The organism is Rhodothermales bacterium, assembly GCA_017643395.1.
Lineage (GTDB): Bacteria > Bacteroidota > Rhodothermia > Rhodothermales > UBA10348 > JABDJZ01.
The window spans coordinates 135,266-157,140 of record JAEPNP010000001.1; the positions used below are offsets into that span (position 1 = coordinate 135,266).

Sequence of the window (21,875 nt, forward strand, 5' to 3'; positions counted from 1 at the left end):
GTGAGTCGATCCGTGCGCGCTGCGGCCGTCCTCGCCGTGCTCCTGATACCCGCCTCGCCGGTCGTTGCGCAATTCAGCGCGCTGAGTCGGACCGAGGTGCAGTCGGGCAACACGCCCTTCACGGAGCCCGGAAGCCTGACCACGCTCTTCGAGCAGTTGAATCTGCGTTTCGATGCAGGAAGCGTGCGCGTATCGGGGCGCCTGGAATCGTTTCTGACCCACCGGGAGGAGAGGCGCTATACCAGACTGGCGCAGGCGCGCGTGACTGCGCGACTCGGGGGGTTCGACGCGACGGTCGGACACTTCTATGACATCCTCGGCCGAGGCCTGCTGTTGCGCGGGTTCGAAATTCCCGGGGCCACCTACGAGGATGCTGCGTTTCGCGTCCGTCAGTCGTTTCAGCGAGACATCGAGGGGGCCACCATCGCCTATCGCAATGGGCCCATCGCACTCCGAGTCCTCCGCGGCAAGCCGCTCCTGGCCGTGCTGCCGCCTACAAGGCCCCGGGAAGAGCGCCGCCCGGATCTCGTGACGGCCGGCTCGGGCTCAGTACGGTTTGGACCTCTCGAGGTCGGAGGAAACCTGCTGCGCAATGAGGCCGCGATCGGGCAACAGGATTTTGGTTCAGTTTCGGGGAGGCTTCGCGCAGGAGGTGCCAGCGGCTATGTAGAGTACGCGACTCAGCGTGGTGGAGAGACGCTGTCCCCCGACAAAGCAAGAGCGCTCTACGCGGCGCTCACCTATGGTCGCGCCGGAGGGGGTGGAAGCCTCGAGTACAAGGACTACCAGAATTTTTTCCTCGGCTCGGGATTCAACGACCCGCCTTCCCTGGTCCGTGAACACAGCTGGGTGGTGCTGAATCGCAGTACGCATGTTCTGAATGCCGTGAACGAGACGGGTTTTCAGGTAGAGCTCTACACCGTCTTGCCCAAGGGCACGCTGACTCTGAACACAACACGGGCGGTCAACGAGTTCGGTGAGTCGCTGGTCTACAAGGAGTACTACGCCGAATTTGCTTCCGTACCGCTCGGCGAGTGGTCGGGGCGAGCATTCGTCGATGCCGCCGAGGACCCCCTGAAGGGGGAATCGGCGCGGCGTGCAGCGGGATTCTATCTGGACCGCAAGCTCGCAGGGCCGTGGTCCGTGTCGACCACGCTGGAGGGCCAGCGATTTACTCGGGACTTTCTGGAGGACGGAGATGCCACGAATTTCGTGGTCGGAGTCACTGCCTCCCGCTCAACACGGTACTCCGCGGGACTGGTGTGGGAGCGCTCAACGGACGCCTTCCTGACAGACGACCCTCGAACGGCAGAGATTGAGACGTCGGCTCGGCAGTGGCTTGGCGTCAACCTGGGCTGGCGTCCGAACCGACAGCACACATTGGGGCTGTTTGTCGGAACCCGTCGCGGCGGGCCGGCATGTACATCAGGTATCTGCTACGAAGTGCTGGATTTCGAAGGCGCCGAACTCCGGGTCACAAGCCGATTTTGATATGAAACATCTGGCCTCGCTCCTCCTGTTGTCGTGCCTGTGCCTGGGCGCGAACGCTCAGAATGTGGGCAATACGGCGCCCGACTTCACCTACCCCAAACTGGGCGGTGGTGAAATCAGACTGGCCGACTTCTCCGGCAAAGTGGTGTTCGTATTCCTCTTCGGCAATACCTGCCCCTTCTGCCTTGCCGTCGGCAATGACACGGAACAGCAAATCCAGGCTCAGTTCGGCTCGAACCCGAACTTCCAGGCGATTGGGTTGGACATGTGGACCAGTTCATCGACAACCGCCAGCGTCACCAGCTTTCGGGCACGCACTGGAATCACGTATCCCCTGGGACTTCAGGCCGGAGGCATGGCCTCGTTGTACGGCACCACGTACGACCGCGTGCTGGTCATCGGAGCGGACGGCGTGTTGCGGTACAAGGGAATGTCCAACACGTCGAGCACGCTGCAGTCGGCCCGGTCCATGATCAATACGCTGCTTTCGGCAATCGGAACGGGTTCCGACGAGATTCCGGAAGTCGATTTTGGCCTGACACCCGCGTACCCGAATCCCACGGCCGGAGAGACGCACATTGCGTTCCGTATCGAGAGCACGGAGCACGTTCGGCTCACCGTGTTTGACATGCTCGGGCGCGAGGTTGCCGTGCTCAGCGACGGGCTGAGAGAGCGCGGTGAACACCGTGTCACGTGGAGCCCGGGCCCGCACCTGCCGCCCGGGCTGTACGCGTATTCCCTGACGGCCGGAGAGGAGCGGTTGACGCGTACCGTCCTGCTCACGAGGCGTTAGACGCCTGTTGAATGCGGCCAGCGTAGATTGGCCGGAATCCAATCCGGTCGAAATGCGCATTGCCCTGGTAGCCCACGACAACAAAAAGAAGGACCTCGTCGAGTGGGCCATTCACAACCGGGACATCCTGGCAGGGCATAACCTCTGCGCAACGGGCACCACCGGACGCCTGCTCTCCGATGCGCTTGATCGCGATGTGCAACGCATGCAGAGCGGTCCACTCGGGGGCGATCAGCAAATTGGCGCCGGCATCGCCCAGGGAGACATCCAGATGCTGATTTTCTTCTGGGATCCCCTCGAGCCAATGCCCCATGACCCGGACGTGAAAGCCCTGCTGCGGCTTGCAGTCGTCTGGGACATTCCGCTGGCCTGCAACCGTATCTCCGCAGACTATCTGATTACGTCGCCTCTTCTGGCCCAGGAGGCCTCACGCAAACGGCCGAGCTTTGACAGCTACGTAAATCGCGGAGTCTAGAAGCCCGGCGGACTCCACGTATTCAACCGGCTGCTAACGCACGACCACGAATCGCTGCCGGCCCAGGCGCTCTCCGGTCTTGACGGTCACGAAGTACGAACCGGACGGCAGGCCTTCCGTGTCCACTTCCAGGTTCTGACGGCCGCCGGCCAGCCACTGAGAGCCTGACCACACCCGCCGCCCCAGCATATCGTGCACCTGCACAAGCACGGGACCGGGGATCGGATTGCTCAGGGTCATGGCCACGTGTCCTTGCGCGGGATTCGGATACGGTGCATCCAGCGTCAGGGCGTTCGGGAATTCCTCCCCGCCCTCTGTATCGAGCACAAAGGGAATACCGAAGTAGTCCATCACCGCGGTCAACAGCGCATCGCGCGAGCTGCCGCCGTTGGCCTGGAGATCTGCCATCGTGTACGACATCGCCACGGCGCGACCGCCAGCGGAGGTCTCATTCTGCACGGCCACCACGCCGTAGCCGTCCTCGACGAAGACGGCACGCCCTGAGCCTCCGACGCCGTACTGGTCAATGGAGCCGTTTGCCGTCTGCCGGGACGATACGAACTGCAACCCCTCCGCAAGACTGCCCGCCTGTCCCGTCATGCTGGTCACCGGGCGCCGATTGCCGTTGCCGGCCGCGTTCATCCCGAAAGCCTGCAGCAGCTCGGCATTGGATGCCTGGTTGGACCCGAAGACCTGCGCGCCCTCCACGTATACCTTGCCTCCACCCAATACATAGTCCCGGATGGCACGGGCGGGGATGTCGTCCAGCGGCGTGGGCAGGTTTTGCGGATCGAATGGTCCGAACGACAGGAAGACCGCATCGTAGCCATCAAACGAGGGATGGATGGCAGCGGTGCGCGAATAGACCGCCGGCACGCCCGCCTCAAGCATCGACTCGTAGATGTACCGACCCGAACGACCCTGCGGGTTGCCGAAGCCTTCCCAGACGTACACGCCACTGTTCACCGAGACGTAGTCGGTGAGCACCGTAGTCTCCGTTCTGGTGCCATTTGATGCCGTCAACGTGACACTGTAGAGACCCGGCTGTTCATAGGTATGAGAGGCCAGCGAGCTGGTAGCGTCCACCATACCGTCCGACTCGAAGTCCCACGCCCAGGAATTGGCGCTGCCTTCCCCAAAGGTGGACAGGTCGAAAAACGTCACGTTGAGTGGACCCGGGCCTGAGCGTCCGGTAGCCGCCGCGGCGGCGCGGAACAGGAATCCGCGTTCAACAAACGACTCGACCATGCGCGCGGCATTCTCGGCGCCGAACAGCACGGAATCTGCCTTCAGAACCGCCCGTGCGGCGTCCTCTGTGTTGCTGTTGCTGCCGGTCATGGCGAGTCCCTCCAGGAAGAGCAAGTCTGCCTTGTCCCGCCCGATCTCGTCCAGTATGTCGATCATGGAGCTCGCCCAGATCTGACCGTCCGTATGTATGGCTCCGGTCAGGTCAAACGGATACCGGCCGAAGTAGTCTGTGCGGCGCCCGTTGAAGAACGGCCGGCCACCCCATCGCCCGAAATTGTCCCGGTTGGGGTCATTTTCGGACCACGTGGACTTGCTTCGGGTGTAGGAGGCGGCCCAGTAGTCCGCCGATCCCTCGCTGAGGCCGGCGCCCTGGGAGATTCCGCGATCCGTGATCCAGTCATGGATGGCATGGCCCAGTTCGTGCAGTACGACCTCTGGATCCTCGGCCATGTCCACACCCCCTTCGCCAAAACGGAGTTGCCCCGTGAACAGGTACTGGGCGTTGACGGCGCCCTCCAATCCGTGGGGATCGGCCTCCACGCCGCCGCTGTACTGAAGGGGGGCGAGGGCGATGCCGAGCTCCTCATTGATGTACCGCATCGAATGCTCCAGGTGGTAATACACCGTCGCGGCTTCGAAGGCCGGCTCCGACCGGGTGAAATCAAAGTCGGGGGTGGACTGCTCGAACAGGCCCAGGAAAGGGAGGTCAAAATCGACGATTTCAGCCAGCGGGCCGGAGAGCAGAAACGACGATCCCGTATCCGTGATGTCGCGAAGCGTTACCTGCGTGCGCGCGGCGGTGAGCTCTTCCGAGTCGGCGTCGCCGTTGTCGCTGTGGCCGGATGAGGATCCGTAGGCGACACCCGCAGTGGTCATGGGGTCGGGGTCGAAGACCATTCCGGTTCCGTCCACACGTCGACGGACGGAAGTGCTCGGAGCATCAGCGCGGGGGAAAGCTCCCCGAGCCGAGGTCAACATCGGTGCCTGTGCCGGCGTCACGTGCGCAGTCGGCTCTGCGCGGAAGACCAGGCCGGTGCCGGCGTCGACGAGCACGTCCCAGGCGTCGGCTGCCGTCACCATCTGCACCTGGCGGGCCATGCGTACGGTACCGTTGCGGGCGAACACCACGGGCCGAGATTCCACATGTGTGGGCGCGCCCTGGAACGCCACATGTTCCATCGCCGCCTGGTCCAGCGACTGTGGCGCGCCCTTGGACGCCCCTGCCTCAAGCGACAGCCCGGGTTCAAACCCGCTGGAGACAAACAGGACCTGTCCGTCGCCCCCGAGAGTGACGGAGACCGTGGCCTTGTACACGTCCACGCCTTCCAGCACCTGTTGGAACCGCACGTGGCGGCCAACGCGAGTCTCCCGAACCGCGTACGGCCGCAGTTCGGCTTCGAGGCTTCGGATACCGAGCTCGTGGCCCCGGTCGCGAAGGAAGTCAGTCGCCTGTTCCAGAGCGCTGGCCGCATCGGAGCGATAGTCCACGTGATACAGTGCGACCGGGGTTCCAGTCCGCACATTCACCCGCGCTGAACCCTCGATTCGGGTCGGATCAGGATGGTCGGTGACAAGCACCCCGCGCGGGGTCTGGGCGGCTGCAGGCAAAACAACTATAGCCAACAGCAGGACAATCAGAGAACGCATAAACAAAGCGATTGGGAGGGTCCGGCAAGATAACCGTCTCCCCCGCTCGCGTGGGCGCTAGTACCGCCGCTGAAAGATTTCGTCCAGGGTCATGCCGCGCAGCTCCTCGACAAACGTGTGGAGGTGCCGAATCATGATTTCCCAGATGGCCTCGCCCTGCTTTACGGACGACTTGGTCGGATCACCCATGACGCCGCTTTCCGAGATGCGATGCGTGAAGGCGTACCATGGTACGCCCTCGTTGCCGGTGAAGTCCAGGTACTTGCTGGAGAAACGCGGGATGTCCGGCGCGGCTTTGCTCATATCCACGAGTTCGGGCCGCACGGCCAGCGTGGTGCTGGTCTCCACCTCGCCGGCATGCACGTCGTTGGGCGTCACCACGTCGCGGTAGATCTCCTCGTCGCTCGATTCACCGGTGTCAACCGCCACGAAGATGCGAGAGTCCCGGTTGATCATTTGCGCGGCGTGGTTCAGTGTCGGCGCATTGCCGCCATGACCATTGACAATCAGAAGCTTCGTGATGCCGTTCCGGGCCGCTGCCATGCCGATATCGTAAACGACCCGCGCGAGCGTCTCATTCGATACCGAAAGCGTTCCCGGAAACTCGTCATGGTGGTAGGAGACGCCGTAGGGAATGGTCGGCAGCACCAGGGGCCGCGGCTCGTCGCAGCGCGCGGCGACCGCCCGGCAGAGGTACTCGGCGTCGAACGTGTCCACATCCAGCGGCAGGTGCGGGCCGTGCTGCTCAATGGCTCCGACCGGGAGCAGCGCCACGTCCACCTGGGACAGGCGCTCTTTGGCTTCGGGCCAGGACATCTCGGCCCACAAATAGGAAGTCTTGGACATGGCAGGCGGCAAACGTTTGCCAAAGGGATAGGGAAGAGCCAGGCGCTCGGGAGACAGCGGATCGATGGGCACCCATCGGCGACCGGAGCGCGCGACGGCCCCTCCGGTGTGCTGCTGCATGATGCGCAGGAACGGTGCACGGATGTCTTCCGGAAGCGTATCCGGTGGGCATCGTTCGGTGTCGAAACGCAACTGCTCCACCTCGGGGTGCTCCTTGCCAAGGCCTGCCTCAACCGCACCCTTCGCCGCCAGCTTCCACAGCAGGTGAGCGGCATCCGGACCCCGCTGGTGCACGCCCTGGACCTTCAGAGCTCCCAGGCACCGCTCAATCTGATCCTCCGTGTACCCGCATCGCTTCGGATCGTGGCCGCCAGCCACAAGGATCCCGACCACCCTGCGACACTTCTCGCACTTCCCGCAGGGTCGCATGCGCTCGCCGTCCTTATGGCTGGCATGGCACGATACCTGGTGCGCCTGCAGGGCGGGGTAACGGGCCGCCAGCGTGTCCTGGACCGTCAGTTCGGACAGGGCTCGTAGCAGCGAGAACTGGGCGATGGGCAGCTGCTTGCGATGGAAGTAGCGGCTGAGGGCCTGGTCAAAGAAGCGACTCTGGTCATACAGGCCGTCGTAGTGCGGAATCCCGTGCGTGCGCACCCGGCGCGTCGTGTCGTTTTCGCATCCGATCACGATGCGGCCCAGACCGCGCTTGCGCACGAGCGGCATCATGGCGAACAGGAAAACCGCCACAGTCCACAGGCGGACCGGGTAGATGTCGGCCCGCACGTCCGCAAAATCCTTTCGGATGAACGGCAACTGCCGCAGCATGAACCCGAAGACGCGATCCGCCGAAATCCAGACGCGCGCGGTGTGCGGGACGTCCGTCTCGAAATGCCTGAACGCATTGACCGCCGTGAACCAGTGCCGGCCGGACTCATTGCCGAAGAGGGGGTGGACCTCGTAGCCCATCTCGGTCAGAAGGCCGTAGGAGAGCAGGCTCTCCTTGCCGCCGCTGGAGAGTACGCAGACTTTGCGGGGGTCCGGTTCGGCTCCCGGCCACGGCGCTTGGTCGCGCACGTTCGGAAAATCGATGGCTGCCTGCGTGTAGCGCTCCAGACGCGCCGGCTCAATCGCGGCCGCATCGCCCGTGAGGAACGGGTTGTCGACGAGGATCTTGTTGACCCAGATCTCTCTGCTGGTGTTTTCCATCGCCTCCGTAAGGAAGCGCACATCGACCCGATCAAACCGGCCGTGGAAGGTGATGCGTTTGCAGAAGAGGCCGTAGTTGAGAGCCACCTGCGCCAGAATCAAGCTGGCCAGGTTCTCCGAGTCCGCGCCGTCGAATACCGGCTCGCCGTACGAGAATCCGAGTTCGGTTTCGGCGACCTCTGCGCCCCGCGTTACGCGGTAGGTGCAACGGATGCCATCCGGCTTGATTCGTGGCGCCAGAACTTCCAGGTGGTCAATGACGAGGAGCGCGGAAACGTCAGCCATTGCGCGCCGCCAGGACCACGTCTGCAAGACCCGCTGCACCATGCTCCAGCACATCGAACGCCGGAAGCCCGCATTCTTCTGAGACGGCCTCACACGCTGCCTGGATGTCCTCCGGGGCAATGCCCTCATGGTTCACGGTGACTGCAATCACCGGTTTGCCGGAGAGGCGCTGCAGCACGTCGATCTGCTGGGTGAGCGGGTGCATCTTGTACCCCGGGAAGCCGTCATACTCGGTCCGCGTGGGCGCGTGCTGCATGATCACGGCCTGGGGCCGCCCGGCCGCCAGCAACTCGAAGCCGCCGGGATAGGCGGGATTCATCAGACTGCCCTGGCCCTCAAGGACAATGAACTCCGGTCGGGATTCGCTCCACGCAGACCACACGGCATGCTCGATTTCCCCCGCCACGAAGTCGTTGATGAGCGAATCGAGCACGAACGAGTGCTTGGCCCCCTGCATCCAGGCCGTCTGACCGGTGCCGATCATCTGCACGCCATGGCCGCGCGCCTCCAGCTCCTGCACCAGTTTCCATGCTGTGGTGCGTTTCCCAACCGCCGAATCGGTTCCGAGCACTGCAATGACACAGGAGTCCACGTGCTCGATCTTGCCGGAGAAGAAGTGCAGCTCGGAGCGCGGCGGCGGCTTGCGAATATCCCTGATCCGTGCGCCATGCTGCGCAGCCAGGCCGGCCAGCTCGGCGTCGTCGCTGACGAAGTCATGCAGCCCGGAGTCCACGTGCAGGCCGCGGCTGAGCGCCTCACGGATGGCCCAGCGCATCCCTTCATCGATACGGCCGCCGTCCGGCGCGATGCCGATCACCAGGTGACTGGCCGGAGTGCCCGCTGCCCTTGCGGTCTGCAGACCCGCCTCCAGGGAGGCCACCAGCGGGATGCCGCTTGGCCGCCGGTCCAGCACCGTTCCGGCGTCCTGACCCGCATGCCGGGAGTCGATCACAGCCGCCACGTGATACCGCCGGGTAAACCGCACCAGCCCGTGCGCCGTTTTGCCGTTCGGCGTGTTGAAAGCGCCGTCGCAGTACACGACGGCCGTTCCGTCCAGAGGCTTCATCGTTTTCCGGTTAGTACAGCTACGTAACGGTCACCCGCCAGCGGCTCGGCCGCCTGTCGGGTAAGTAGCGCGTGCAAGCCCGCAGTTGCAGCAGGCAGGGCTCCGAGAGATTCGCGTTCCAGCAGGGTGCGAGCCAGCTGCTTCATCACGCGGTCCGACGCGTGTTCGCACCAACCGTCCGTATCGCGAACGGCGTGTAGAGCGTGGTCTCCATCCAGGGAATGCCAGTTGACAAGCGGCTCGTTGGTCTCTGTTTCGCGGATGCTGCCGGGCTCCAGGTCCTCGCAGGTCTCCAGTCCACGCTTCCAGGCAAGAACGATGGGGTTTTTCCGAAAGCTGGACCCCGCCACCATGCGCGGGATGCGAGACGTCTTGCCTCGCCGGTACAGACTCACGAACCCCCGGTGCACTCCCGCCAACGTGGTGCCGTTCGACACGGATACGGCCACTACGGCCGGCGCGTCTCGGAGCTCATCGTAAATCTCGTAGGCAATCTGACCGTATGCCTTGAGCTGCAGGGCGGTGTTGTCCCCGCCCGCGTTGGCGTCGTAGATCTCCTTGTCCGCTGCAAAAGCTCGGGACACTTCCACCGTGCGCTCATAGTCGCCATTCACGCGGTGTATGCGCGCGCCCAGCTGCTCCATCTCCTGCACGCGCTTGGTGGCGTACGCGGAAGGAATGAACACCTCGCAGTTCAAACCGGCCAGCCTGCACGCCATGGAGGTAGCAACCCCGTAGTTGCCACACGTGGCCACCGTCACCGCGTCGAAGCCGCGACGAAGTGCATCCTCAGCCTGCGCGAAGGCAATGCGATCCTTTTGCGTTCCGCTCGGGTTGCTGCCTTCAAACTTCAGAAACAGCTGCCGCAAGCCGCATTCGCGTTCCAGGTGGCGGGCGCGCACCATGTTGGTATCGCCAACCTCCGACTCGGCCGCATCCTCAAAAGCCTCGAGACGCGCGAGCAGACTCAATTCGGGCGCAATCTGTTCGTGCGATTCGGTCCAGGCCGTGTCGCCGTGGGCGCCGTCCAGAAGGGGATCTATGACTGGTTCAGGGTGCATGACGCATGATAGATCAGGCGCGCGTACCGAAAACGCTCCGCATGACTTTCACAGGTTCCGGGCCGATTTCTGGCGGCCTATCTTTGCCGGCTCCCACCAAGGGATTGAACCCATGCGCCGACTGCTTCCCCTTGTGCTGCTCTTCACCGCCGCGTGCCAGAACGTAACGGAGTCGCCGGAAATCCCCGAGACCGTGCTCGCGGCGCTGGACAGTGCCTCCGTGCGCCCGCACATAGAAATCCTTAGTGACGATGCGATGGAGGGTCGGGGTACAGGCCAGCCCGGCGAGGCACGCGCGGTGGCCTACATCGCGGAGCAGATGGAGGCAGCAGGTCTGGAGCCCGCGGGCGACGACGGGACGTGGTTCCAGGAGGTACCGCTCCTGGGCTCGACACCCGAGCCCCAGGGGCCGCTCGCCTTCGTGCACGAGTCGGGGAATGAGATACTGCTAGACTTTGTCGACGACTTCATCGTCTCAACTGACCTGGAGGACACGCGTGTTGCCGTCAATGCTCCCCTGGTCTTCGTGGGATACGGCATTGAAGCACCCGGATACGACTGGAGCAGCTACAAGGATGTCAACGTGACCGACAAGATCATTGTCAGCTTCGTGAACGATCCTCCGGCCAACGAGACTGAGCCAAATCTCTTCCAGGCGGACACCCTGACCTACTACGGTCGGTGGACGTACAAGTACGAGGAGGCGCGGCGAAAGGGAGCACGCGGGGCCATCCTGATCCACACCACACCGACTGCCAGCTACCCGTTCCAGGTGCTTTCCGCAACCGCAGCCGGCGAGCAAATCCAGTTGGCAACCCCGCCTGAAAACCCGCTCGCGCTCAAGTCCTGGATCACCGAAGAGTCCGCCCGGGCGCTGGCCGAGATGTCCGGCAGCACGCTGGAGGCCTGGTTTGAGGCCGCCGGAGGGCGGGATTTTCAGCCGATGGAGTTGCCGGTGTCCGCGGCCGTCCAGGTGGACTACGCCGTACGACGATTCTCAGGGCAGAACGTTGTCGGCAAGATCACCGGTGCCGTGCGTCCCGATGAGAGCGTCGTGTTTTCGGCCCACCATGACCATCTGGGCATTGGAAAACCCGACGCGTCGGGAGATACGATCTACAACGGGGCCGTCGACAACGCATCCGGCGTCGGCATGCTGCTTTCGCTCGGCAAGGCCATGAGCGCATCGCCCGAACCGCCGGAGCGCTCGCTCGTCTTCCTGAGCGTGTCCGCGGAAGAATCCGGCCTGCTGGGCGCGGAGTTTTACGCCCGCAACCCGCACCTGCCCCTGGCACTGGCGGCGGGCAACATCAACGTGGACTCCGGCAACGTCTATGGACGTACCCACGACATCGTCGGCATCGGCGCCGAGAAGAGCGAGATGATGGGCCTCTTCCGCGAGGCCGCGGAGGCCGAGGGGCTGCGTGTGGAGCCTGACCCCAACCCGAACGCGGGCTCGTTCTTCCGCAGCGACCAGCTGGCGTTCGCTCGCGGGGGCGTGCCGGCAGTTTTTGTGGTCACCGGGAAGGACTATCAGGGCCGCCCGGAGGGCTGGGGCCTGGAGAATCGCGCTGACTACACGGCGAACCGGTACCACCAGCCCAGCGACGAATTCGATCCCTCATGGCCGATGGGCGGTGTGGTGCAGCAGATGCGGGTTGCGGCGCGTGTGGCGTACCGGCTGGGATGGAGCGATCTGGAGTTGCAGTGGAATGAAGGGGAGGCGTTCGGGGAGGCGCGTTAGTCCCTCACGACCAATTTGCCGCGTCCGTTCACCGGGTTTAACTCAACCAGGAAATTGAGAGGGGTCGCAGAGGCGCTGCCCACTCGGACCCGAGAGTAGGCGCTGGTCAGCCCCTCTCCGGCCGCATGGACTGTGGTCCAGCCACCCGTGTCCAGAACGAGCGTATACAATCCGTTGGCGTCCGTGTAAGACTCTGCCTCATTGGAGTAGACCCTCACCTCAGCGACCGGTCCGACCCCTGGATGAACGATCTGTCCCTGGACCACGTACCGAGCGTCCGAAGGCGGCGGAAGCACCAGGTCGTGAACGGTGTGACGACCCGCCTCCAGGTCCACCGTGGAGGCCACTTCCATTCCGCGCAGCACGGCTGAGATCTCCTGCGGTCCACTCCGATCCAAGGCGATATGGTAGCGCCCGCGTCGATCCGTGACCGCGCCCTCCCCACCGACCGTGACCCTGACGTTGGCTGCCGGAACCTCGCCCCCGTCGCGATACACCTGACCCGACACCTGGGCCAGCGTCGGGTCCACCAGGTCCTCCGGAGAGGCCAGGCAACCCTCCACCGTCATGGGCGAACCCGGATACAGCGCGATGCGGCACAGTTCGCCCGAGCGCGTATCCAACCGGTAGGTCTCTCCATTCCCTCCCACTGCCAGCTGATAGTTGGGCCCGGCCGGAGCGTCTCCCGGGGCAAACGCCACCAGCAGGGCGGCAAATACGATCGATGCGGGCAGTACGTACTTCATGGCGGTTTCCTGGGTGTGATACAGGAGCTTGCGACCGGGCGACGCCGCGGTCAGATAGTCTTCAGTGAGATGGTCGGAGGAGCCGAGACCCGAGGCTGCACGACGGAACGCGCGCTCCGGGTCTCGTCCTTCCTCCTCGGCCTGAGCCACGGCCTCCACGAGGTGGCACTCCAGTTCGGCGATGTCGTCCGCGCCGAAGGCAAGGTTGGTTGCAAAGGAGGCACGCCATTCTTCGAGCGCGGCAGCCAGGTCAAAGCCCTGCCTGACCTCTCGGGCAGTGGACAGATCAGCCATACGTCAGCCTCGGCGTCCAGAGGGTATCCAGCATGGTATTGGCCAGTGTCCACTGCCTGCGCTCGGCCTTGAGCTGCCGCTGGCCGATGGGCTTGATGCGATAGTACTTGCGGCGGCGGCCGTTGTCGGCCACAGCCCAGTAGGATTCGATCAGGCCCGACTTCTCCAGCCGGTGCAGCACCGGGTAGAGCGCGCCCTCGGCCCACTCCACTTCCCCATCAGACAAATCCTTGACGCGCTGGATGATTTCGTAGCCATAGGACTCCCCTTCCGCGAGGATGGAAAGCACCAGGGGCCGGGCCGTCGCCGCGCTGAGTTCTTTGGAAAACATGTTTACCTCGATGTCCGAGGTATTATACATCGACCATCGAGGTATGTCAAGAACCGTCTTCCACGACGGTGCCGCCGGTTGGACTCAGCTGAAATGTGACCGCGCCGACGCCCGCGCCCAGGACCGAGCAGGGATAGCGCTTTTCGGCCCAACCATGGGAAGTCGAACTGGCCCTGACATTGGCCGAGCATCCCACGTCGCATCCAAGGATCCCACAGGTGGCCGGATAGGTGACTCGGTGGCTGAACTCAAAGAATCCGGACGCCCTGGAGAGTACCTGGAAGGATTCGTTCGCCACGTGTGTGACATGCACAGCAACGGTCGCGCCGACGACCGGCGAACCCGCGGCCGTGATCCTGCCGGTCATGCGCAATTCGTGTGATTGCGGGCGGCGTTCGGGCTCGAAGTCGAGTTCAAGTGAATCGCATGCAGACAGTGCACATGCCGTAAAAAGGAGCAGGGTTATGCGTTTCATGACCGTTCGGGTGTTGTGTTGAACGGCCATCAAGGACCGGATCGCTCTGCCACGCAATCGGTCGTGCCGACCGGCAGATCGCGACATGTCCGGTCCTTCCCGTGCCCCGTGTCCGGTCCGTCCGGTTGCGCGCGGCTCGGTGGGTCATTTACTTGGGCCAAGCGGCTTCCCCCACCGCCATGGCCGGCATTCTCTCGCGTTGGATGGCCCTGAACCGGGCTGAGTCGGATCTCGAATTCCGGGATCTCAATCGGGATTTGAACATCCGGGGCCTGCGCACAACGGCCCTGCTCGGCATACTCCTGGTAGTGACGTACGTGGGCGTGCTCTATGCTAGTGGCCGCCCTTTCTCGTGGTGGAGCCATGAGGGCAGTGTCGCGCTCTGGGACAAGCTGCTCGTATTTCTCCTGGCCGGCGCGGCCCTGGTCTTCTCCACCACGCCAGCGGGCGGAAGCGGGGCACGGGTCGTGGTCGCGGTTCTCTGCATTGGCGCCGGATTGACCTCCATCCTGGACGACATCTCCAGGCCAAACACCGATTTCAGTACGCCCTGGATCGCCATCGCCTTGTTTGTGGCTGTGGGTACCGTCTCCTTTCGCCCCGCCCAGGCGGCCGTGCTCTCAGTGAGCGCCGTGTTGCTGTATGTCGTGCCCGTTTCGTGGGCAGGAATAGCTGCGGATTCCGGCCAGATGATCTTCATCATGACGATGGCCTCCGCGGCTTTCGCGTCATCGACGCTGCTGTATTCAGCGCGCCTCAGGCTGTTCGAAACGGCTGCTGAATCTCGGCGCATCGCCCGGGAGCGTGATCGGGCAGCGGCCGCGCTGGACGAGCTTGAACAGCGCAAGTCGCGCTTCTTCTTCGGATTGGCCCATGACATCCGCACACCGCTTTCCCTGATGCTGGGGCCGGTGAGGGATGTCCTCTCCGGTGCTGCCGGTACTGTGGATCAGCAGGCGGCCCATCACCTCGCCATTGCGCGTGACGCAGGGGTACGCCTGAACGGTCTCGTGGCTGACATGTTGGATCTCTCCAGGGTCGAGGTCGGTGAGCTCGGACTGGAGCTGGACTCGTACGACCTGCGCGCTCTTACTGAGTCCGTCGTCCTGGAGTACCAACCGGCCGCGGAGCGCAAGGAACTCAGGCTCGAGTTTGAGGCACCGGGGGAGCCTGTGGCCACAGAGATCGACCCGGCGCGGATCCGGCAGGTCGTCGGCAACCTCATCTCCAATGCGGTCAAGTTCGTCCCCCGGGGTGGGCTCGTCCGCGTCAGGGCCGCCGGGGACGAGCATTGGGGGCGAGTCACGGTCGCCGATAACGGCCCCGGCATTCCGGCGGATCAGCAGGCTCGGGTGTTCGACCGCTACCATCGCGTGGCGGGATCCGAGAGCGGCGGCACCGGGATCGGGCTCTCTCTCGTCGCCGAATTCGTTGCACTGCACGGCGGCCAGGTTGAACTGACAAGTGAGCCGGGATTCGGCTGCCGATTTGATGTTCGGCTGCCCCTCAGCGACGAGCCGATGCGGCCTCTACCCTCGTTCGACAATCCCCTCAGCACTCAGATATCGGATCGCACAGATTCCTCAAACCAGGCAGGCTCCACAGGTCCGCATGTCCTGATTGTAGACGACAACGAGCACATCCTGGACTACCTGACCACGGTTCTCAGTCCGACCTGCCGACCGATAAAGGCACGGGACGGTGCAGAGGCGTGGAAGGCTCTCGACGAGCACGAGTTCGACCTGGTGATCACCGACGTCATGATGCCTGAGATTGACGGAATCGAACTGTGCAGGCGGGTGCGAAACTCAGGTCGCCTGGCCGGCCTGCCCGTTGTGCTGCTTACCGCACTCGACGATGAAGAGTCTCGCCTGGCAGGACTGGCGGCGGGAGCAGACGACTTCCTTACAAAGCCCTTCAGCTCCAGAGAGTTACTCTATCGGGTCGAAAACCTCATCCATATCCGCAACCGCATCGCCCAGAAAACGGCGGTACGACTTGGAACCAGCGAACTCCAGCTTGAGGACCGACATGCGGCGTTCGTGGAGCAATTGACCTCAATCGCCGAAGAGCACCTTGGAAACGCGGCCTTTGGGGTAGAGTGGCTGGCCGATGAAATGAGTCTCAGCCCCCGCCAACTTCAGCGTCGGGTCAAGGGCGCACTGGGACTTACCACCTCGGCGTTCCTGCGCATGCTGAGACTCCAGACAGCCGCCACATTGCTGGAACGGCAAAGCAGCGTGGCCTCAGCCGCAAGCCGGGTCGGCTTCCGGGACGCGGATCATTTCGCAAAGCTGTTCCGCCAGATGTACGGAGTTCCTCCATCGGCGTATGCGAACGCCACGGCGTGCCCGGACGCCACCATTGTGTTCGTAGACGTGCGTGGATTCACGACATTTGCGGAGGAGAGGACACCCGATGAGGTCGCCGACTTCCTGCAGGGGCTGTTTGAACTGCTGACACCGCCAGTGCGTGAGCAGGGGGGCATCGTGCACCAACTGCTTGGTGATGGTTTGATGGCCGTCTTCGGAGCGCCCGAGACACTCCCAAACTCCGGGATCAGCGCGATTCATGCCGTCGATCAGATGTTTGCTGCCGTTCGACGCGGTGTCCTGGAAGGGCACCTTCCCGAGACAAGACTCGGCGCAGGAGTGCACGGGGGACCTGTTCGGGCGGGCCTGCTTGGTCCCCACGGCAGGCAGACGTTCGCCTTTACGGGGGACGCCGTGAATGTGGCGGCCCGGATCGAAGGATTGAATCGGCAACTCGGCACCGATGTGCTACTCAGCGAAACCGTGGCAAGTCGGTTGCCTGCCAACCTTAGTGCGCGACTGACGGATCGCGGCGTATTTCCCATTCGTGGCCGACGCACAACGCATCGCCTGTTCAGCCTCGATTCGGCCGGCTCCAACCCATGAGGCCAGACCCCTACTCCGCCAGCGCCCGCTCTGCCCTCGGGTCCATCACCCGAAACCAGACAGGCGGTACCAGACTCAGCAGCATCATCGCCGGATATCCCGCCGGCATCTGCGGCGCGTGGTCCAGGCTGCGCAAGACCTGATACGGTCTGCTGGCCATGTAGTGGTGATCCGAGTGGCGGGTTAATTCAAACAGCACCAGCCGACCCAGCGCGTGGTTCGAGTTCCAGCTGTGGTGCGCCTGCACCCGTTCATAGCGCCCATCGTCCCGCTTCTCGCGGGTCAGGCCGTAATGCTCGATGTAGTTGATGACCTCCAGCTGCACGTGGCCCAACAGGCCGTTGAGCACGTAGGCCAGGAGCCCGAACGGCCCGAACACGGCGCCCACTACCACCAGGGCCATTGCCTGGATCGCCGTCAGCTGGAGCATCTCGTTCCGAACCGACCAGAACGCCAGTTGCCGCTTCCCCCGACGCTCCCGCTCGATAAACCACGCTGATCGGTAACTGTTGATCATGGAGCGCACAACGAAGCGGTATACCGACTCACCGGACCGCCCTGTTGCCGGATCCTCCGGCGTAGCAACTCGCCGATGATGCCCCAGATTGTGCTCCACGATGAAGTGGGTATTGAGTGTTGTAAGCAGCAGAGCCTTGGCGAGCCCACGCTCAAACCGGGTAGTACGGTGCCCCAGCTCATGGGCCAGATTGATGCCCAACACAGCGGACGAAATGCCCATCGCCAGTGTGCCGCCGACCATCTCAACGGGCGACCACAGGCCGCTGGCCATGGCGTAGAGGTACGCGACAAGAATGCCCACCTGCAGCGGCACGAAGAGATACAGCATCACATCGTACAGCGGCTCCGCGCGCGCGACGGCCTCCTCGGCCTGCGACATGTTCGCCTCGGTCTTCGGCAGCAACTGATCAGCGATGGGGATCAGGCCGTAGACAAAGAACACCGCAAAGAATGACCACCAACCCGGCAGCCAGAACGAGAGCACCACGGCCGCAGGAATCTGCAGCGCTGCCAGGTATTTGAGAGCACGCATAGGGGGAGAAACTGGAGCCCGAAGATAGGCCCTCACGGGCGTATACTGCTGCAAATGTGCCTTCACTCATGAACAGACGACACTTCCTGTCGCTGCTGGCGGTCGCGCCGGCACTCACACCCGGACGCCAACGCATGTTACCCGACGCCGGAATCCAGTTGTACACGCTTCGAGGCCCGGCCTCCCAGGACCTGCCCGGCGTGCTGGCCGCTCTGGCGGATCTGGGGTACACGAAGGTGGAGTTTGCGGGGTATCACGGGCACGCCCCTCAGGAGGTGAAGCGCATCCTGGCCGACGTAGGTCTGGCCGCGCCGGCCGCGCATGCCACGTTGGGGCAGATGCGGGAGGACATCGACGCGCTCATTGAGCACGCAGTCGCAGTGGGACACCACTACCTGGTCTGCGCCTGGATGAGCCCGGACCAGCGAACCTCGCTCGACGCGTGGCGCGGCATCTGCCACGAGTTCAATCATTTCGGAGAGAAGTGCGCCGCTGCCGGTGTTCAGTTCGCGTTCCACAACCACGAATTCGAGTTCGAGGAGCTGGATGGACGCATGCCGTATGACCTGATCCTCGAAAGGACCGATGCCGGTCTGGTGAAGCTGGAGCTGGACTGGTACTGGACCGCCTATGCCGGGCAGGACACCATCGCCCTCATGCAGGCCCATCCGGACCGCTTCCGACTGTTCCACGTCAAGGACATGGCTACCGACCGGTCCATGGTCGATGTGGGGGACGGCACGCTTGACTTTGCGGCGCTCATCGAGGCCGCGCGCGGCGTGGGCGGGCAGCATTTCTTCGTCGAGCGCGACAATGCGACCGAGCCGCTGGTCACGGCCCGCCGAAGCATCGCACATCTCAGAACGCTCTGAATCAAGACGGGGCCGGCAGCCCCCCGACTGCCGGCCCCGAGACGTCGGTGCCAGATGACGTCGACGACCCGGACGTCGTCTAGAAAAAGATGACCGAACCCCCTCCGCCGCCGAAACGCGGGTTCACCACGTTGTTGAAAATGGATCCGAAGCGGTACGTGAACCCGAAGTTCATGTTGAAGGAATATCCGGTCGGCAGCTGAATCGACTGGAGCAGGATTTCCTCTTTGGTCGCCGCGTTGCCGGGCAGATCCAGCTGATCACGAATACGGTTGTAGCTCGCGAACGTGTTGAAGCTGAAACCCTTGAACAGCCGCACACGGGCATTGCCGAACAGCCCGAGGTTGTAGGAGTCGGTCAGACTGCGCTCGAAGTTGGTCAGCAGGTGGCTGATATCGGCGGAGACCGAGACGCTGCCCCACTTTTGCGAGAGGCTCAGACTCAGGTCCAGGTAGTGCCTCAGAATGGTCTCTTCCTCAAGCCCGAAGATGGTCAGCTGCTCGTAGTTGCGACGAGCGAGCCGCACACCATACTGGGCCGTAAGCAGCCTCCGGGTGGACTCGGAGTACGGGAAGAAGTCGTACTCGATGGCCGGGCCGAACTCGGTCTCGAGCTCGTTATTCTGAAAGCTGGACGCGGATAGCCTGGCGGTCCCACCCACGGCCCACTGTTCGCCGATGGACTTCACGACCTGCCCGAACAGACTCTCGTTGTGGGTTTCATTGACGATGGTGTCGTCGCCGGTATCGAATTCACTGCGGCGGTCATTCAGGTTGCCGCTGATGCGCACCTTCAGCTCTTCCGTGGTTCGATTTGCGCTGAACCGGGCGCTGCGCCTCCGGAAATTGGTGGTCTCCTGACCGTTCATGTTGCCGGACGCCCCGATCGAGAAGGACCAGTAGTTCCACGGATCGACTTCGATGGATGCCGCAGGCTGTTCGGTAACCTGGGGCTTGATGGCTGTGATGGTCAGCTTGTCGCCGATACCGGCGCGAGCCATGTATCGGACCAGACCCAGCGACAGATTGTGGAGCAGTGCGCGACGCTCGACGTCACTTGTTGCGTCCCCGGGAGTGGCGTAGGTCAGCGTATCGCTGAGAGCGCTGTAGTCGCGCTGACCGAGGAACGTGAGCGTAATGCGGTCGCCACCTGATCCAGTGGTCTGACGGGCGTAAAGAATGTGTACGTCCGCGCTTTGACGCTCGGTGATGAAGTCGACGACCGGCAGTTCCTCACGAATGAAGTTGTCGTCGCAGAAAAAGTCGCAGTCCAGGAAGACCCGGAGAGACCCCCCGTTCTGGGCCTGGGTTGTGGGTATGAGAAGGAAGAGCGCGGGCAGCAGGGCCAGCAGTCGTTTCATGCTATGCAAGGGGACGTTGCCGAACGGGGGGATATCCAGCGATTTGAGGAAGTTCTACCATAGCGGACACGCTCTGTCCGCGTTCGGTTCACAGATGCCGGTTGGAACCGCTACAGGAAGGACGGAAGCGCTTCCTGATTGTTGCCCTCAAATCTGGCCGACCCGCTATTTTTCCCCGGGGCAGCTCCCTGTGCGACAGGCTGACCTGCCGTTTTCGCCCCCTCAGCCGCCGGGCGAAGCAGTCAGGTCCCGGTAGAAGATCCGGTAGTCCAGCGAGTACTTGCCGGCCCCGTAGATGGCCAGCACAGACAGCACCACCAGCACCAGCGCGGACAATTCGAGCGACTGGTTCTCTGTGGCAAATCCACCCGGGAGGTGCACGAAGAACACGGCGACCACCAGGATCGGGATCTGTGAGAGTGCCGCAATCCGTGTGAACAGCCCCACAAGGAGCAGCCCGCCTCCGATGATGTGGCTCCAGATGATGTAGTACTTGGCGGCCGAAACGGCACGGTCGCCGGCAAAGGCCTCCAGGATCTCTGGATCAGACAGGAACGCTACGCCGCGGATGAGCAGGGCGACGCCCATGAACATGCGAATGAGATCGATCGCCAGCGAGTTGTGACTCCACTGCCATGTCACCAGACGGCGATAGGCAGGCATCCTGTTCAGCGCTTCAATCATTGGGCGTACTGGGGTTCGATGTCGGGGAGCTCCGTCCACCGAGGCGGACCGGAGGGTTTGAAATTACGGGTCGCGACGAAGTGCATCCCGTGGTGAAAGTTGAGTTTGAACTTGCCACCGCCGAAACGGCCGGCCAGCCAACCCTCGGGGTCGTTCAGCAGATCGAACATGGTATCCGGCCCGAGCACGGCCAGCCGCTTGAAGCGCACCGATCCGCGCCACGGCTCCTGGACCAGCACCGTTACGGTAGATGCACTCAGCAGGGAGATGAACGTCTGCTCCTGGAGGTCCTCCGGAGCATCGTCCCCTCCCAGCGTCTTGTGCACGTATTCGCTGTACAGGGGCCAGACCCAGTCCATCAGTCCTCAACGTCCCTGAGAGCCCAGCCAAAGAAGAGGAAGAAGAAGGCCAGGATCATGAACAGTGCGCCGCCCACGGCCCCGATCTCGGCAACGGTCACCTCAAAGGGCAGGCTTTGCACCAGGAAAATGAGTGCGATGGCGGCTGCGGCTGCAATGGCCCCATACTTGACGACCATCTTGAGCCGCCACAGGTTGGCCTCTTCGGCAGACTTGAACTCGCGCCGGGGCTGCTGCTCGACGACACGGCTCATGTGCTCAGACTCCCATTCCCGCACGCGCGCCCGGTACTCGGCCGACGTGGCGCGGTTGACCGGCTCCTTCTCGTCGGTCGGCTTGAAGAGGAAGTTGTCCACGGACAGCTTGCCGGAGCCGAACACGAACAGCACGCCCAGTACGAACAGCACCAGCACACTCAGCTCGAGGCTCTGATCAGGCAGAAACAGGCCGCCGCCCTGGGCGGAGATGTAGACAGCGCCGAGCAGAACCGGAATCTGGATGAGCGCACCCAGCCGCGTCAGCAGCCCGGCCGACAGCATCAGGCCACCCAACAGGTGCGTGGCCGCGGCAATCTGCAGGGCGACAGCCGGCAGCAGGTAGCTCATCTGCTCGTCCTGGATCAGCGCAAGAATGCGGTCCGCGTCGGCAATGAACAGCACCCCGCGCACAAAAAGGGCAAAGCCCAGAAAGGTGCGGATGATGTCGAGGGCGGCATCATTGTGAGTATTCCCGAACTCCAGGAAGCGGGTGGTGGCGCTCATTGGCGTGGTGTGGGTTTGCCTTTACGCGGAATTCAATTTCGACGTAAGCGCCCGTGACCGCAATGCCTGCTGACGGACAAGTGCAAGATGTGCATAAGCCGGTCGACGCAAGTCGCTCATTCTATTGCTCGCTTCCACGTCTTATTCGTATATCCGAAGTGG

18 protein-coding genes are annotated in these 21,875 nt (G+C 63.2%); 6 read left to right on the forward strand and 12 right to left on the reverse strand.

What is annotated here, in order from left to right:
• From JJ896_00500 to JJ896_00510, 3 genes are read left to right on the forward strand one after another with little or no spacing between them, the layout of a single operon-like run.
• Positions 1 to 1,491, forward strand: coding sequence for a hypothetical protein (locus JJ896_00500; GenBank protein MBO6778106.1), 1,491 nt, complete (start codon positions 1 to 3; stop codon positions 1,489 to 1,491).
• Position 1,492: 1 nt separating this feature from the next.
• Complete coding sequence (locus JJ896_00505; GenBank protein ID MBO6778107.1) at positions 1,493 to 2,284, forward strand: redoxin family protein; 792 nt, start codon at positions 1,493 to 1,495, stop codon at positions 2,282 to 2,284.
• A 52-nt stretch (positions 2,285 to 2,336) separates the two neighbouring features.
• The gene (locus JJ896_00510) at positions 2,337 to 2,759 is read left to right on the forward strand and encodes a methylglyoxal synthase (GenBank protein MBO6778108.1); all 423 of its coding nucleotides are present in this window, start codon (positions 2,337 to 2,339) and stop codon (positions 2,757 to 2,759) included.
• Positions 2,760 to 2,792: 33 nt separating this feature from the next.
• Here JJ896_00510 and JJ896_00515 read toward each other — a convergent pair whose 3' ends face one another.
• The 4 genes from JJ896_00515 to JJ896_00530 are packed head-to-tail and all read right to left on the reverse strand — an operon-like array spanning position 2,793 to position 10,118.
• Positions 2,793 to 5,654: a T9SS type A sorting domain-containing protein gene (locus JJ896_00515; protein ID MBO6778109.1), complete on the reverse strand. Its 2,862-nt coding sequence runs from the start codon at positions 5,652 to 5,654 to the stop codon at positions 2,793 to 2,795.
• A gap of 57 nt (positions 5,655 to 5,711) precedes the next feature.
• Complete coding sequence (locus tag JJ896_00520) at positions 5,712 to 7,991, reverse strand: creatininase family protein (GenBank protein ID MBO6778110.1); 2,280 nt, start codon at positions 7,989 to 7,991, stop codon at positions 5,712 to 5,714.
• Positions 7,984 to 9,057, reverse strand: a complete 1,074-nt coding sequence (locus JJ896_00525; protein MBO6778111.1) for a DUF1611 domain-containing protein — start codon at positions 9,055 to 9,057, stop codon at positions 7,984 to 7,986. Before JJ896_00525 ends, JJ896_00520 begins: the two co-directional genes overlap by 8 nt.
• Positions 9,054 to 10,118, reverse strand: a complete 1,065-nt coding sequence (locus tag JJ896_00530; protein ID MBO6778112.1) for a pyridoxal-phosphate dependent enzyme — start codon at positions 10,116 to 10,118, stop codon at positions 9,054 to 9,056. Before JJ896_00530 ends, JJ896_00525 begins: the two co-directional genes overlap by 4 nt.
• A gap of 112 nt (positions 10,119 to 10,230) precedes the next feature.
• Between JJ896_00530 and JJ896_00535 the strand changes: the two genes are divergently transcribed.
• Complete coding sequence (locus JJ896_00535) at positions 10,231 to 11,862, forward strand: M28 family peptidase (protein ID MBO6778113.1); 1,632 nt, start codon at positions 10,231 to 10,233, stop codon at positions 11,860 to 11,862.
• On the opposite strand, the gene JJ896_00540 is transcribed toward JJ896_00535, so the two are convergent.
• Genes JJ896_00540 through JJ896_00550 form a run of 3 tightly spaced genes read right to left on the reverse strand, consistent with a single transcriptional unit; the run spans position 11,859 to position 13,708 of the window.
• The gene (locus JJ896_00540; protein MBO6778114.1) at positions 11,859 to 12,902 is read right to left on the reverse strand and encodes a carboxypeptidase regulatory-like domain-containing protein; all 1,044 of its coding nucleotides are present in this window, start codon (positions 12,900 to 12,902) and stop codon (positions 11,859 to 11,861) included. The genes JJ896_00535 and JJ896_00540 overlap by 4 nt on opposite strands.
• On the reverse strand, positions 12,895 to 13,263 hold the full coding sequence (locus tag JJ896_00545; protein ID MBO6778115.1) for a helix-turn-helix transcriptional regulator: 369 nt from the start codon (positions 13,261 to 13,263) through the stop codon (positions 12,895 to 12,897). Before JJ896_00545 ends, JJ896_00540 begins: the two co-directional genes overlap by 8 nt.
• 16 nt (positions 13,264 to 13,279) lie before the next feature.
• A complete protein-coding gene (locus tag JJ896_00550; protein MBO6778116.1) occupies positions 13,280 to 13,708 on the reverse strand; it encodes a hypothetical protein in 429 nt (142 codons plus the stop codon).
• Between the two features lie 179 nt (positions 13,709 to 13,887).
• Here JJ896_00550 and JJ896_00555 point away from each other — a divergent pair, with 179 nt between their 5' ends.
• Positions 13,888 to 16,626 (forward strand): response regulator, encoded by a 2,739-nt coding sequence (locus JJ896_00555; GenBank protein ID MBO6778117.1) that lies wholly within the window; start codon positions 13,888 to 13,890, stop codon positions 16,624 to 16,626.
• 10 nt (positions 16,627 to 16,636) lie between these two features.
• Here the strand turns inward: JJ896_00555 and JJ896_00560 are convergent, their stop codons facing one another.
• The gene (locus JJ896_00560) at positions 16,637 to 17,677 is read right to left on the reverse strand and encodes an alkane 1-monooxygenase (protein ID MBO6778118.1); all 1,041 of its coding nucleotides are present in this window, start codon (positions 17,675 to 17,677) and stop codon (positions 16,637 to 16,639) included.
• A gap of 68 nt (positions 17,678 to 17,745) precedes the next feature.
• Here JJ896_00560 and JJ896_00565 point away from each other — a divergent pair, with 68 nt between their 5' ends.
• Positions 17,746 to 18,549, forward strand: a complete 804-nt coding sequence (locus JJ896_00565) for a sugar phosphate isomerase/epimerase (GenBank protein ID MBO6778119.1) — start codon at positions 17,746 to 17,748, stop codon at positions 18,547 to 18,549.
• Between the two features lie 79 nt (positions 18,550 to 18,628).
• Here the strand turns inward: JJ896_00565 and JJ896_00570 are convergent, their stop codons facing one another.
• From JJ896_00570 to JJ896_00585, 4 genes are all read right to left on the reverse strand, one after another.
• A complete protein-coding gene (locus tag JJ896_00570) occupies positions 18,629 to 19,909 on the reverse strand; it encodes a hypothetical protein (GenBank protein MBO6778120.1) in 1,281 nt (426 codons plus the stop codon).
• Positions 19,910 to 20,131: 222 nt separating this feature from the next.
• Positions 20,132 to 20,593: a DoxX family protein gene (locus tag JJ896_00575; protein MBO6778121.1), complete on the reverse strand. Its 462-nt coding sequence runs from the start codon at positions 20,591 to 20,593 to the stop codon at positions 20,132 to 20,134.
• Positions 20,590 to 20,952, reverse strand: a complete 363-nt coding sequence (locus tag JJ896_00580; GenBank protein ID MBO6778122.1) for a hypothetical protein — start codon at positions 20,950 to 20,952, stop codon at positions 20,590 to 20,592. The genes JJ896_00575 and JJ896_00580 overlap by 4 nt, the downstream gene beginning before the upstream one ends.
• A complete protein-coding gene (locus JJ896_00585; protein ID MBO6778123.1) occupies positions 20,952 to 21,713 on the reverse strand; it encodes a DoxX family protein in 762 nt (253 codons plus the stop codon). Before JJ896_00585 ends, JJ896_00580 begins: the two co-directional genes overlap by 1 nt.
• Positions 21,714 to 21,875: the final 162 nt, after the last annotated feature.